The sequence below is a fragment of the Amycolatopsis orientalis DSM 43388 genome (genome assembly GCF_000411975.1).
In the GTDB taxonomy this organism is placed as follows: Bacteria; Actinomycetota; Actinomycetes; order Mycobacteriales; family Pseudonocardiaceae; genus Amycolatopsis; species Amycolatopsis orientalis_D.
The window spans coordinates 60,135-73,905 of sequence record NZ_ASXG01000077.1; the positions used below are offsets into that span (position 1 = coordinate 60,135).

The window sequence follows — 13,771 nt, forward strand, 5'->3', positions numbered from 1 at the left end:
CTACGCCCGCTACCGGCGAGCCGCCGCCCGCCGGACCGGTGTAGCGGATACGAGCGCTACACCCCACGTATCCGCTACGCCCCTGACCAGGCATGTAGCGCTTGTAGCGGATGTAGCGGACAAGTCCAGCCAGCCCTGTAGCGGTCGTCCGCTACGCCTAGCCAAGGAGATCCCCATGTTCGTCGCGCCCCGGATCACTGCCACCGCTGCACGAGGAGTCGTAAGAAAATGGCTGCCCTTCGTCAAAGTCTCACCGTTGACGCTGTTTGCGACGAGCTGAGCATTTCCCGCCGAACCTTCTACGAATGGCGCGCTAAAGGACGTGCGCCGAAATGCATCAAACTGCCGAACGGATCGCTTCGCGTTCGGCGGATGGACCTAGAGAACTGGCTTGACGGATGCGAGGAGGCGGCGGCCTGATGGAGACCACATACAAGGTAAAGGTCTGGTCGATCGAGACTCGCAAGGGAAAGCGGAGGACCACCTATCGCGTTCGATGGGTCGTCGCAGACAAGCGATGTGATGACACGTTTGACACGTTGCCGCTGGCGAACAATTTCCGCTCAGCACTGCTGACGGCGGTGAGTAAGGGTGAAGCGTTCGACATCGAGACAGGCTGGCCGTTGTCGATGCTGAGGGCGCGCCGGAAGATGACATTCTTCGAATGTGCGTGCGCGTACGTGGACATGAAGTGGAAAGACGCTTCGCCGAAATACCGCTCTTCGTTGGTGGAGTCGATGGTTTCCGCCACTATTCCGATGCTGAAAGGGAAGTATCAGGGGGAGGAGGCGACGCTTCGGAAGGCGCTGAAAGTCGCGTACAACAAGAAGACGCGGGAATGTGAGCACTCGCCGGAGATTCAACACGCTATCAGCTTTGCCCAGAAGGCGAGCCGTGACGTCGCTGAGCTGGGAAAGCCGGAGATCTTCCGGGGCGTCTTGGATGCTCTGGACCTCAAATTGGATGGCGGGCAAGCCGCCCGCAACACGGTCCGAATTCGGCGCACGGCGCTGGGGGAGCTGATCGAATATGCAAGGGTTGAGCTTAAGGCTATCTCGGTAAACCCGATGGACGGGGTGAAGCTGAAGAAGCAGAAGTTTGTGCTCGCAGAAGTCGACCCGAAGGCGGTCGTAAACCCGATTCAGGGTCGCATGTTGATCGACGCTGCACCTCCGCGGTTGAAGGCGTTTTTCGGTCTCATGTACTACGCCGCTCTCCGGCCGGAGGAAGCGGCAAACCTCGGGAAGACCGACTTGGCGATTCCTGAGTCGGGTTGGGGTGATATCCACCTGCAAGGTGCCCGGCCCGAGGTGAACGGGGTCTGGACCGACAGCGGCGAGTCGTCCGAAGTGGGCCCGCTGAAGCACCGTCCTGCCGGTCACAGTCGGTCGGTGCCATGCGTCCCCGCGCTCACTGAGCTTCTGCACAACCACCTGAACACCTTCGGCACGGCACCCGACGGGCGACTGTTCCGCGGCGAGCGCGACGGGGGACGGATCGGCAGCACGGTCTACGGGCGAGCATGGGCAGCCTGCCGGAAGGCGGTATTCACCGCTGAGGTGCAGGCCGGACCGCTGGCCAAGAGGCCGTATGACCTGCGCCACGCCGCTGTATCGACTTGGCTCGCGGCGGGCATCGAGCCGACGCGGGTCGCGAAGTGGGCAGGGCACAGTTTGGCGGTCCTGCTTCGCGTCTACGCGAAGTGCCTCGATGGGGGCGAGCAAACGGCCCGGGACCGCATGGGGGACGCGTTGGGCGACTCCTGAGCCTCACAAAAACTCGGGGGCGAATAGGGGGCGACCAGTCGCAGCGAGCCCGTGCACAGGCGCATACAACCGCACTACACAAGATCACCCCCGTGACCGGTTCGTGCTGGTCACGGGGGTGATTTGGCTGGTGTGGCAGGTGAGGGATTCGAACCCCCGAAGGCTGAGCCGTCTGATTTACAGTCAGATCCCTTTGGCCGCTTGGGTAACCTGCCATGGCCGGGCGAACCGGCCGGGAAGAAGGATACCCAACGGTCCGGACGGCCGGTCAACCGGGATCCCCCGGCGCTACGCTGGGGGTCCCTGACGAGCTGAGACAAGGTGTGAGGACACGTGGCGGACCCCTCTTTCGACGTGGTGAGCAAGGTCGACCGCCAGGAGGTGGACAACGCGCTCAACCAGGCCAGCAAGGAACTGGGCACGCGGTTCGACTTCCGCGGCACCGGGACCGGCATCAGCTGGTCCGGCGAGGAAGCCATCACGATCGAGTCGGAGACCGAGGAGCGCGCCCTCGCGGCGGTGGAGGTCTTCAAGGAGAAGCTGATCAAGCGGAACATCTCGCTGAAGGCCTTCGAGGCGGGCGAGCCCGCGGTTTCCGGCAAGATCTACAAGATCAGCGGCAAGATCCTGCAGGGCATCGCGTCGGACAAGGCGAAGCAGATCGCGAAGTTCATCCGCGACGAGGGCCCGAAGGGCGTGCAGGCGCAGATCCAGGGCGACCAGCTGCGGGTGTCGGGCAAGAAGAAGGACCAGCTGCAGGAGGTGATCTCCCTGCTGAAGGGCAAGGACTTCGAGATCGCTCTGCAGTTCACCAACTACCGGTGACCGGCCGGCGCTGCGGGCGCGACCAGTCCGCAGCGCCTCACCAGGTCGTGAACGTCCAATCCGCCTCGAACGTCTCCACCGCTACGTACGTGGGTCCGGCGAGCGGGAACTCCCCGGTGGTCTCGCCGATGTGGTTCACCACCAGATGCGGGTAGCCCTCGGCCAGGACCCACACTCCGTTCGAGCCCTTCGAACCCGTGGAGAACGTCCCCGTGACCATGCCCGGGGGCACTGCCAGCACCGCGTCGCCGTGGCCGTGGTACGGCTTGCCTGGTTCGACGACCGGCACTCCGCGGTAGTCGGTGATCGTCGCGGTCCACGAGCCGTTCGCCTCGACCGTGAGCGTGTGCACCGATTTGCCGCCGGGGGAGACATTGAACCAGGCCGTCCCGTGGTAGGCGTCACCGTCGTTGACGAGCAGGCTTTCCGTTCCGTCCGTGGTCACGGCGACGTGTCCGGTGCACTTCGGACAGTCGAACGTGAGGAATCCGGTGACGCCGGACGGCCAAGTCAACGGCACGGTCGCGGTGTTCTTGCCCTGGTGGGTTTCCGTCGGGTTCTGGGCGAGACGCGGCTTGTCCGGCCGCGGCGGCGGAGGCAACGCTGGCGCGGGGGCGTGGCTCGGTTCGGCTTCCATCGGATACCGGATCGCCCCGATGCCGGTCGGCTGCACCGAGCACGACGCGGTGAGCGCCACCGCCGCGCAGACGGCGGCCAGGCGAATGCGGCGCATGCTTCCCCCTAGCGTGCCCCGACGGGGCTCCGCATGATCTTTCGTCACGCTCCGCCCCGCTGTTACGCGGCGGCGACCCCGGAACAGCCCAGCGGCCTCCTCGATGGGGTGGACTCACGCGGGTGACCAGGCGAAATCGGGGGTGTCGGGGCGAACACGTGGTGTAATCGCGCGTCCGGTTGTGAGAGGAGTTTCTGGATGCGCCGCTGGACTCCCGTGCTTGCCTTCCTCACCTCGCTGGCGGTCCTGGCGACCGTGCTCGCGCCCGTCGCGGAAGCCGCTGACAAGAAGCTGCTCGTACCCGGCTTCGGCTCGTACCCGCGGCTGATCCGGCTGGAGCACTCGCCGTTCGGGCGCGGCTCCATCATCGCGTCGCTGACCAGCGCGGACGGCGGCGGCCGCTTCGCGTCGATCCTCGAGAGCACCGACGAGGGCGCGAGCTTCCACCAGATCGGCGTGATCCGCGATCCCGACGCCCGGTTCGGCCAATGCTGCGGAACCCTCTACGAACTCCCGCAGCGGGTCGGGCGGATGCGGGCCGGCACGCTGCTCTGGGCGGCGAGCTACCGGCAGGACGCGGGTCCGCAGCGCCGGATGGGAATCAAGGTATGGGCCAGCCGCGACGGCGGGCACAACTGGCGGTACCTGTCCGAGGCCGCGCTTTCGCACAACCACGACGGGGTCTGGGAGCCGGAGTTCACTGTGGACGCCGGCGGCACACTCTGGCTGCACTACGCCGACGAGACGCAGGCGCCGCAATACGGCCAGGTGCTCAACCGCGTCGCCTCGACCGACGGGATCAACTGGGGCACCAAGCAGCTCACGATGGCCATCGGGCCGTCCCGGGTGCGGCCGGGCATGCCGATCATCCGCAGGCTGCCCGACGGCCGGTACTGGTTCGGCTACGAAATCTGCAACTACCGCGACCGCTACTGCGATCCGTATTACAAAATCTCCGCCGACGGCGCGAACTGGGGCGATCCGGCCGATCCCGGCACCCGGGTGAACACCGCGAGCGGCAACTACTTCCAGCATGCCCAGACCACCACCCTGTTCCCCGGCGGCCCGAACGGCGCGCGGCTGGTGATGGTGGGCCAGATCTACACGACCGCCGACGGCACCCCGGTGTCCGGAAACGGGCAGACGCTGCTGGCCAACGACAACTTCGGGGCCGGGAACTGGTACGAACTGCCCGCGCCGGTGCACATCAGCGGCATCTACAACAACTACTGCCCCAACTATTCGTCCACCGTGCTGCCGGTCGACGGCGGGAAGAACGTGCTGGAGATCGCCACCGAGTACGCGAACGGCTGCCAGGCGTTCTTCGGAAAGGGCCCGGCGTTCTGAGTTGAGGGAAGCCCCAGACGAGCTCGAAGCTCACTCGGTACGGTGAACGGACACCACCGCACGCGAGGAGGGGCTGTGAAGGGCATCGTGCTCGCCGGGGGCAGCGGAACCCGTCTGCATCCGATCACGCAGGCCGTGTCGAAGCAGCTGCTGCCGGTCTACGACAAACCGATGATCTACTACCCGATCTCGGTTCTGATGCTGGCCGGGATCCGGGAGATCCTGATCATCTCGACCCCGGCCGACCTGCCGAACTTCCGCCGCCTGCTCGGCGACGGCAGCCAGTTCGGGCTGTCCTTCTCCTTCGCGGAGCAGCCGAGCCCGAACGGTCTCGCCGAGGCGTTCGTGATCGGCGCGGACTTCGTCGGCGACGATTCGGTAGCGCTCGTGCTCGGCGACAACATCTTCTACGGCCAAGGCTTCTCCACGACGCTGCGCACCGCGGCGACCGACCTCGACGGTTGTGTGCTGTTCGGCTACCAGGTCAAGGACCCGGAGCGGTACGGCGTCGGCGAGATCGACGAGAACGGCAATCTGCTGTCCATTGAGGAAAAGCCCGTGAAACCGCGGTCGAACAACGCGATCACCGGCCTGTATTTCTATGACAACGAGGTCGTCGAGATCTCCCGCAACCTCAAGCCGTCCGCCCGCGGCGAACTGGAGATCACCGACGTCAACCTCTCCTACCTGCGCCGCGACCGCGCCAAGCTGATCGAACTGAGCCGCGGTTTCGCCTGGCTCGACACCGGCACGCACGATTCGCTGCTGGAGGCGGGACAGTTCGTGCAGGTGCTGGAACACCGGACCGGGGTGCGGATCGCGTGCCTGGAAGAGGTCGCGCTGAAGATGGGCTTCATCAGCCCGGACGAATGCCACGCGCTGGGCGCCAAGCTCGCCAAATCGGGGTATGGCGAGTACGTGATGAACGTGGCCACCCTCGCGGGGGCGCAGGCCTGACATCAAGTGTCCAAACAGGACTGACGGGAAGGGCTCCTTGAAGGAAACAGATTCCCTCAAGGAGCCCTTCACGTACCTGCGGATCAAGCCGCCTGCGGAACCTCCGAAGAAGCCGGCGTCAGGGCCAGCTCCAGCACCTCCCGCACGTTGGCCACCGCGTGCACGTCCAGTTGCGACAGCACCTCCGCGGGCACGTCGTCCAGGTCCGGTTCGTTCCGCTGCGGGATGATCACCGTCTTCATTCCCGCCCGGTGCGCGGCCAGCAGCTTCTGCTTGACCCCGCCGATCGGCAGCACCCGCCCGGTGAGCGAAACCTCACCGGTCATCGCCACATCAGCCCGGACCACGCGCCCGGACAGCAGCGATGCCAGCGCGGTCGTCATCGTGATTCCCGCGGACGGACCGTCCTTCGGCACCGCGCCCGCCGGGACGTGCACGTGGATTCCCCGCTCTCGCAGGTCTCCCACCGGCAGTTCCAGCTCCGCACCGTGCGAGCGCAGGTACGACAGCGCGATCTGCACCGACTCCTTCATCACGTCACCCAGCTGCCCGGTCAGCTGCAGACCGGAAGCCCCGCTCTCCGGATCGGCCAGCGACGCCTCGATGTACAGCACGTCGCCGCCCGCGCCGGTGACCGCCAAACCCGTTGCCACGCCGGGCAAAGACGTCCGCTGGGTCGCCGTCGGCAGCGACGATTCCGGCACGTGCCGCGGGCGGCCGAGGTAGGTCTCCAGGTCGTCAGCGGTCACCGTCAGCGGCAGCGTGACCGAACCCAACGCCACCTTCGTCGCGATCTTCCGCAGCACCTTCGCGATCGTCCGGTTCGCGTCGCGCACCCCGGCCTCGCGGGTGTACTCGGCGGCGATCCGGCTGAACGCGTCGTCGGTCAGGACCACGTCGCCGGAGGCCAGACCGGCCCGCTCGAGTTCGCGGGGGAGCAGGTGATCCCGCGCGATGGTGACCTTCTCGTGCTCGGTGTAGCCGTCCAGCGTCACCAGTTCCATCCGGTCCAGCAGCGGGCCGGGGATGGTCTCCAGCGCGTTGGCCGTCGCCAGGAAGACCACGTCGGACAGATCCAGTTCCACCTCGAGGTAGTGGTCGCGGAACGTGTGGTTCTGTTCCGGGTCCAGCACTTCCAGCAGCGCGGCCGTCGGGTCGCCGCGGTAGTCGGCGCCGACCTTGTCGATTTCGTCGAGCAGCACGACCGGGTTCATCGAGCCGGCTTCCTTGATGGCCCGCACGATCCGGCCGGGCAGCGCGCCGACGTACGTGCGCCGGTGACCGCGGATCTCGGCCTCGTCCCGGATGCCGCCCAGCGCGACGCGCACGAACTTCCGTCCCATCGCCTTCGCGACGGACTCGCCCAGCGACGTCTTGCCGACCCCGGGAGGACCGGCGAGCGCGAGCACGGCGCCGGAACGCCGTCCGCCGACCGGGCCGAGGCCCGATTCCGCGCGACGCTTGCGCACGGCCAGGTACTCGATGATCCGTTCCTTGACGTCGTCCAGGCCGGCGTGGTCCGCGTCGAGCACGGCCCGCGCGGCGGCGATGTCGTAGACGTCCTCGGTCCGCTCGTTCCACGGCAGCTCCAGCACCGTGTCGAGCCAGGTCCGGATCCAGCCGCCTTCGGGCGACTGCTCGGACGTCCGCTCCAGCTTGTCGACCTCGGCCAGCGCGGCCTTGCGCACCTCGTCCGGCAGGTCGGCGGCTTCCACGCGGGCGCGGTAGTCGTCGTCGGCCGCGGTGCCGTCGAGTTCGCCCAGTTCCTTGCGGATCGCTTCGAGCTGGCGGCGCAGCAGGAATTCCTTCTGCTGCTTCTCCATCCCGTCCGCGACGTCCTTGCGGATGGTCTCCGTGACCTCCAGCTCGGCCAGGTACTCCCGGCTCCACTCGAGGGCCTTCTCCAGCCGGACGGTCACGTCGAGCGCGCTCAGCAGCTCCAGCTTCTGGTCCGTGGACAGGTACGGCGCGTTGCCGGCCAGGTCGGCGATCGCGGAGGGCTGCTCGACCTGCTGGACCGCGTCGATCATCTGCCAGCCGCCGCGTTGCTGCAGCACCGAGATGACCACGGCCTTGTACTCCGCGGCGAGCTGCGCGGTGCGGTCGTCGGAGGTTTCCTCCACGGCGTCGGCGTGCACCCAGCGGGCCGCGCCGGGTCCGTCGGCGATCCGGCCGACGACGGCGCGCGCGGTGCCGCGCAGCAGCACGGCGGACTTGCCGCCCGGAACGCGGCCGATCCGTTCGACGGTCGCGACGGTGCCCAGTTCGGCGTACTCGCCGTGCACGCGCGGGACGATCAGGACCTCGGCCTTGCTCGCCGCGCCCGAGCGGATCCCGGGGAACGACGCGGTCGCGGGGGTTTTGGCTTGTGCGGACTCCACTGCGGCCCGGGTCTCTGCGTCGCCGAGGTCGAGCGGGACCACCATGCCCGGCAGCACGACGTCGTCATCGAGCGGGAGGACGGGCAGGAGGCGGGGGTCGGACATGTGCACTCCTCGAATAGTTGAGTCTAAGGTGCTCAACTCTCCGAAGGGTGGGTTTGTTTCCCAGGGAGTGTTCGCTGGGAGAGAAGCCAGGGCTTCACCGCGACGGCGCCCCAGGCGAACGGCCGGACCTCCGCGGCGACCTCCGACACCGGCTCGTCCGGCCGCCAGTCCGGCAGCGCGCTCATCCCCGGCTCCAGCAGCGGCCACCTGCCGAAGAACGGCCGGATCTCCTCGTCCGAGCGCAGGTACGCCGGGTTCGACGTGTCCTTGTACGCGTCCACGAACCGGCGCACCTCGGCGGCCCGCTCCGGCGGCGCGTCGTCTCGGCAGGTGCCGTGCGTGACGGCCAGCCAGGAACCGGACGCGAGCTGGTCGCGGTAGATGCCGACCAGCTCGTCCGGCCGGTCGCCGGGGCCGAGGAAGTGCAGCACGGTGATCATCAGCAGGCACACCGGCCGCGACCAGTCGATCAGTTCCCGGGTGACCTCGTCGGCGAAGATCGCTTCCGGATCGCGGATGTCGCGCTCCACGATCCCGGCCCACTCGGTCGCGCCCTCGTCTTCGAGGATGACCCGCGAATGGGCCGCCGCGACCGGTTCGTAGTCGACGTACACGACCTTCGCGGGCAGATGGTCGCGCACGATCTCGTGCACGTTGCCCGCCGTCGGCACGCCCGACCCGAGGTCGACGAACTGCCGGATCCCCGCGTCGAGCGCGGCCCGCACGACCCGGTTCATGAACGCCCGGTTCTCCCGCGAAATCGGCCGGATCAGCGGCCACACCTTCTCGGCCCGGCGGCCGAATTCCCGGTCCACCGCCCAGTTCTGGGTGCCGCCGAGGTACCAGTCGTAGATCCGGGCGGCAGACGGCTTATCGACGTCGACGCCCCGCGGCGCGTCCGGTGCGGTCATGGCTTGCGTGCCACCGCGCACCAGGCGAACGGCCGGGCCTCCGCCTCCACCGCGTTCAGCTCGCGCTCCGGCCGCCAGTCCGGCAGGTGCGTCATCCCCGGTTCCAGCAGCGGCCAGCCGCCGAAGAACGGCTCGATCTCCTCGCGGTCGCGCAGCCACATCGGGTTGCTTGTCTTGCGGTACTGCTCGACGAACCAGCGCAGCCCTTCCAGCGCCGGACCGCTGCCGTCGCCCTCGCTCATCTGCGAGATCGCGAGCCAGCTGCCGGAGACGAGCTTGTCGCGGTAGGCGCGCACGATGCCGTCCGGATCGTCGTCCGGGCCGACGAAATGCAGTACCGCCATCAGCATCACGCACACCGGCTTGCTGAAATCGATCAGTTCGCGGGTGCGCGGGTGGTTCAGCACCGCCCGCGGGTCGCGCAGGTCGGCCTGCACGATCCCGGCCCAGTCGGTGGCCGCCTCGTCCTCGAGGATCAGCGTCGCGTGCGCCACGGCCACCGGCTCGTAGTCGACGTACACCACAGTCGCCTGGTCGTCGTCGCCGAGCGCGGCCTCGACCACCTCGTGCACGTTGCCCGCGGTCGGCACGCCGGAGCCCAGGTCGAGGAACTGGCGGATGCCCGCGTCCAGCGCGGCGCGCACCACGCGGTTCATGAACTCGCGGTTCTGCTTCGCGCCGGGCCGGGCGAGCGACCACATCTTCTCGACCTTGCGGCCGAATTCCCGGTCCACCGCCCAGTTCTGCGTGCCGCCCAGATACCAGTCGTAAACCCGCGCGGCCGAGGGTTTCTCGACATCGACGCCTTCCGGCGCTTTCGGTGCGGCGTCGGGCTTTTCGGTCACTGGGACTCCCCTCGGATGGCCTGGCGACCGTCAGACTAGCGAGAACGCACGGCGGGCCGGCGTTGCCAGCCAGTCCACAGCGGCCGGTAGCCCTGGGCGTACCAGAACGGCGTCGACCGCGGGTTCGCCACGGCGTGGTGCAGCAACACGACATCCGCGCCGGCCTCGTCGAAGACCTGGTGCGCGTGCGCGGCCAGCGCGGTGCCGACGCCGGACGACCGAGCCGCCTCGGATACCGCGAGCGACGACAGGTAGCCGACGCGGGAAGCGGCGACCCGGTGCCGGATCCAGCCGGTCTCGTCGGGCATCTGGAGCACGACCATGCCGAGCGGCTGGCCGTACAGCTCCGCGATCCACACCTGCGGTTCCGGCCGTTCGAGGTGGTGCAGCAGCTCCTTGATGATCAGCTCCTCGACGCCCGGGCGAAGCGTGACCCGGCCGAACTGCGCGTCGTACCGCTGCAGTTCGAGCTGCAGCCGGACCGCGGTGGAGAGGTCGTCCGGGGTCGCGTGCCGGATGCAGACGCCGGGCGTGGCGTCGGGTCCGGCGGCCATCCGCTGTGCCGGGCGGACGGCGAGCACGCCGACCGGGGCGAAGCCGTGCCGGAGGAGTTCGGTGGCCCCGGCCGTGTCGCGGCTGGGCCGGGAGAGCACGGCGGCGCACTCCGTATCCCCCACTCGGGCGAGGGACCGCAGGTGTTCATCCCATCGAGTGAGCAAAGCGTCGAGTCCGGCGGCCGGATCGGGACCGGCGAGCTGGACCTCCAGCCGGTGCTCGACCAGCGCCCGCCACATCGAGCGCGGGCTGTCCGGGCCGAGTCCGGTGCAGGTGCTCAGGCCGGCCGCGGTGGTGTCGCCGACCTCGGCGGAAAGCAGGGTGGAATCCCCTCCGACCTCGAAGGGGAGCGGCGCGGGGAGCAGCGCGTCCACCGTGGCGATGCGCGCCGCATGGCCGGTGGCTGTCACGTCGTTGTGCATGCCGCCATTGTCCGCCGACCGGGCCGGAAAAGACCCCCAGAACACTCCCCGGCGCGGGGGTTCCGGGGTGAACCGCGTGTTTCACTCCTTGGTCCACGCAGGTCAGAGAAGAACGCCCATTGTTAACCCTGGGGTGATCTCCTACTGTCTCGAAAGGGACGCCGGTACGCCCTACGGGGTAAGGTGGCGCCCTCGCCCACACCTGACGTCACGGACGAGCGCGACCGGGCAGCCGGGAAGGAAGGTCGGATGCCGGACAGCAACGCCCATCCCGGTACCGCGCCGGAGGCGATGGGCTCGGGAGGTGCTGGCTCCGCATCGGCCGAAGGCCGCACGGACGAGAGCCGCTTCCGCGTTTACACCTTTTTCGTGCTGGGTCTCGGCCTGCTCGCGGCCTTCGCCGTCGGCGCCTGGCTGCCGTTCCACGGCTCGGTCAAGCTCTGGTGGATCGGCCCGGTGCTCGCGGTCGCGTTCCTGCTCGCCGAACAGCTCGGCATCAACGTCGACGTCCGCAGCGGGATTTCGTGGACCATCTCGTTCACTGAGATTCCGCTGGTAATCGGTTTCTTCGTCGCCCCGTTCGAAGTGGTGCTCGCCGCGCATCTCGTGGCCGGCATCGGCACGCTGCTGGCCCGGCGGGTCGCCGGGCGCGTCCTTTACAACGCGGGCGCGTTCCTGCTCGAAATCACCGGTGCGTTCGCCGTTGCCGGAGTGGTGCACCTGGCCATGGGCGGCGGACCGACCATGCCGTGGGTCGCCGCGCTCGCCGGCACGCTCACCGCGCCGCTGGTCAGCACGCTGCTCGCGCTGGCCGCCGTGCGCGTGCTGCGCCGCCGGATGCGCGTGAGCACCGCGATCCGGCTGACCGGCCGCATCCTCGTGGTCGGCTTCGTCAACGCTTCGGTCGGCCTCACCGGCTACCTCGTCATCGCGAGCACCCCGCAGGCCTGGCCGCTGGTGCTGGCGGTGTTCCTCGGCCTGACCGCGCTGTACTGGGCCTACTCCGACCTGCTTCGCGAACAGCGGGACATGGAAGCGCTGTCCGACGTCAGCCTGATGGTCGCGCGCTCGGGCCAGCAGGCCGCCGCTCGTCCGGCCAGCCGCGGCGAGGAGCTGGTGGGCGGCGTCGACGTGCGCGAATGGGCCACGATCGCCGAGCGGATCAAGGACCAGCTGGCCGCCGGCCGCGTCGTGCTCCGGCTGCGGCTCGAGGCGGACGACCCGATGCGCGTCGTGGTCGCGGGCACCGAACTGCCGCCCGCCGACCCGGCCCACGACGACCCGCTGCTGCGCCTTCCCGGCGCGCACGTCCGGCACTTCCGGATCACCGAGGCCAACCCGGACGTCCGCGCCGCGCTGCTGGAGCGCAGTGCGCAGGAAGCGCTCGTGGTGCCGCTGCGCAGCGGCACCAGCTGCTCGGCGTCGTCGAAGCGCACGACCGGCTCTCGCGCTGGCGCGGCTTCGGCAAGTACGACGTCCAGCTGCTCGGCACGATGGCCAGCCACCTCGCGACGTCGCTCGACAACCGCCGACTGCTCGCCACGCTCCGCCACGACGCCTACCACGACCCGCTCACCGGGCACCTGAACCGGCCCGGGTTCCAGCAGGTCTCGCGGGATCCGCTGCGCGAATCGGCGGAGGTCGTGGTGCTGCGGATCGACCTCGACGTCTTCTCCACGGTCAGCGACGCGCTCGGCTACTCGTGGGCGGACCGGATGGTCATCGCCGCGGGCACGCGCATCCGCGGCGCACTCGGCCCGGACGTCCCGCTCGCCCGGCTCGAAGGCGCGTCCTTCGCCGCGTTGCTCGTGGACTGCTCGATCGAAGACGCCCACCGCGCCGCCGAACGGCTTCGCGTGCAGCTGTCCGAGCCGTATCCGGTGGACCGGCTTTCCGTCGAAGCCAACGCGATGATCGGCTACGCCAGCTCCGCGGACGACGCCGGCGAAGTCGACGTCGACGGCCTGCTGCAGCGAGCTGACGTCGCCGTCCGCGCCACCCGCGGCGGCGAGGAAGTACGCGGCTACGTGCCGAGCATGGGACAGATCTTCCTGCGCCGGTTCCAGATGGTCACGCAGTTCCGGCAGTCGCTCGAAGACGGCCACGTCTCCGTGCACTACCAGCCGAAGGTGACGCTGCCGAACCGGCAAGTCCAGGGCGTCGAGGCGCTCGTGCGCTGGGTGCACCCGGAATTCGGCCGGCTCGGCCCGGACGAGTTCGTGCCCGCGATCGAGGCGGCCGGCCTGATCGGCGTGCTGACGTCGTTCGTGCTGGAACAATCGCTGAAGCGCGTCCGCAAGTGGCTCGACGAGGGGCTGCGGATCTCCGCCGCGGTGAACCTGTCGGTGCGGAACCTGTCCGACGACGACTTCCCGGCGAAGGTCCAGCGTGAACTGGAACGCTTCGACGTCCCGCCGGAGCTGCTGACGTTCGAGCTGACCGAGTCCGGCGTGATGTCCGACCCGCAGAAAGCCCTGCCGATCCTGCGCGAGCTGCACTCGCTGGGCATCGTGCTGGCGGTGGACGACTTCGGCACCGGCTACTCGTCGCTCGCGTACCTGCGCCAGCTGCCGGTGGACCAGGTCAAGATCGACAAGAGCTTCGTGCTCGGCATGGGCACCGATCTCGGCGACCTCGCGGTGGTGCGGTCGATCGTCGAACTCGGGCACTCGCTCGGCCTGACGGTCGTCGCGGAAGGCGTCGAGGAGGACGTGGCGCGCGATCAGCTCGAGGCGATGGGATGTGACGTCGCCCAGGGCTACCTGATCTCGCGGCCGCTGCCGGAGGACCGCCTGGAGGCGTGGCTGCAGGCCCGCACGGCGCGTTCGCCGGGACGGCACTCGGAGACCGTGCTGACCCTGCTGACCTGAGGTTTTGCGGTTAACCGACCCCGGTTGCAAGGGTCGCCCAGGCGGGTTGCTAAT

At 68.6% G+C, this 13,771-nt stretch carries 10 protein-coding genes, 1 tRNA gene and 1 pseudogene; 6 read left to right on the top strand and 6 right to left on the bottom strand.

Features of this window, described 5'->3' with window-relative positions:
- Nucleotides 1-228 precede the first annotated feature (228 nt).
- Together L942_RS42910 and L942_RS14420 are read left to right on the top strand one after the other, a co-directional pair.
- Complete coding sequence (locus tag L942_RS42910; protein WP_081655068.1) at nt 229-420, top strand: helix-turn-helix transcriptional regulator; 192 nt, start codon at nt 229-231, stop codon at nt 418-420.
- Nucleotides 420-1,766: a site-specific integrase gene (locus tag L942_RS14420; RefSeq protein WP_051165959.1), complete on the top strand. Its 1,347-nt coding sequence runs from the start codon at nt 420-422 to the stop codon at nt 1,764-1,766. Before L942_RS42910 ends, L942_RS14420 begins: the two co-directional genes overlap by 1 nt.
- Before the next feature lie 133 nt (nt 1,767-1,899).
- Here the strand turns inward: L942_RS14420 and L942_RS14425 are convergent.
- Nucleotides 1,900-1,981, bottom strand: a tRNA-Tyr gene (locus L942_RS14425).
- Nucleotides 1,982-2,099: 118 nt separating this feature from the next.
- Here L942_RS14425 and L942_RS14430 point away from each other — a divergent pair.
- Nucleotides 2,100-2,591, top strand: coding sequence for a YajQ family cyclic di-GMP-binding protein (locus tag L942_RS14430; protein WP_037360144.1), 492 nt, complete (start codon nt 2,100-2,102; stop codon nt 2,589-2,591).
- Between the two features lie 37 nt (nt 2,592-2,628).
- On the opposite strand, the gene L942_RS14435 is transcribed toward L942_RS14430, so the two are convergent.
- Nucleotides 2,629-3,324: a hypothetical protein gene (locus L942_RS14435; protein WP_037360146.1), complete on the bottom strand. Its 696-nt coding sequence runs from the start codon at nt 3,322-3,324 to the stop codon at nt 2,629-2,631.
- A 198-nt stretch (nt 3,325-3,522) separates the two neighbouring features.
- Here L942_RS14435 and L942_RS14440 point away from each other — a divergent pair, with 198 nt between their 5' ends.
- Nucleotides 3,523-4,671 (top strand): hypothetical protein, encoded by a 1,149-nt coding sequence (locus tag L942_RS14440; protein WP_037360148.1) that lies wholly within the window; start codon nt 3,523-3,525, stop codon nt 4,669-4,671.
- Between the two features lie 75 nt (nt 4,672-4,746).
- A complete protein-coding gene (gene rfbA, locus L942_RS14445; protein ID WP_037360150.1) occupies nt 4,747-5,628 on the top strand; it encodes a glucose-1-phosphate thymidylyltransferase RfbA in 882 nt (293 codons plus the stop codon).
- 83 nt (nt 5,629-5,711) lie between these two features.
- Here rfbA and lon read toward each other — a convergent pair whose 3' ends face one another.
- From lon to L942_RS14465, 4 genes are read right to left on the bottom strand one after another with little or no spacing between them, the layout of a single operon-like run.
- Nucleotides 5,712-8,114 carry an endopeptidase La gene (gene lon / locus L942_RS14450; RefSeq protein ID WP_037360152.1) on the bottom strand — a complete coding sequence of 801 codons (2,403 nt, stop codon included), beginning with the start codon at nt 8,112-8,114 and terminating at the stop codon, nt 5,712-5,714.
- Between the two features lie 32 nt (nt 8,115-8,146).
- Nucleotides 8,147-9,025 (bottom strand): SAM-dependent methyltransferase, encoded by an 879-nt coding sequence (locus L942_RS14455; protein WP_051165960.1) that lies wholly within the window; start codon nt 9,023-9,025, stop codon nt 8,147-8,149.
- On the bottom strand, nt 9,022-9,870 hold the full coding sequence (locus tag L942_RS14460; protein WP_037360154.1) for an SAM-dependent methyltransferase: 849 nt from the start codon (nt 9,868-9,870) through the stop codon (nt 9,022-9,024). Before L942_RS14460 ends, L942_RS14455 begins: the two co-directional genes overlap by 4 nt.
- Before the next feature lie 35 nt (nt 9,871-9,905).
- On the bottom strand, nt 9,906-10,847 hold the full coding sequence (locus tag L942_RS14465; protein WP_037360156.1) for a GNAT family N-acetyltransferase: 942 nt from the start codon (nt 10,845-10,847) through the stop codon (nt 9,906-9,908).
- A gap of 249 nt (nt 10,848-11,096) precedes the next feature.
- Between L942_RS14465 and L942_RS14470 the strand changes: the two are divergent.
- A pseudogene (locus L942_RS14470) lies at nt 11,097-13,717 on the top strand (putative bifunctional diguanylate cyclase/phosphodiesterase).
- Nucleotides 13,718-13,771 lie beyond the last annotated feature (54 nt).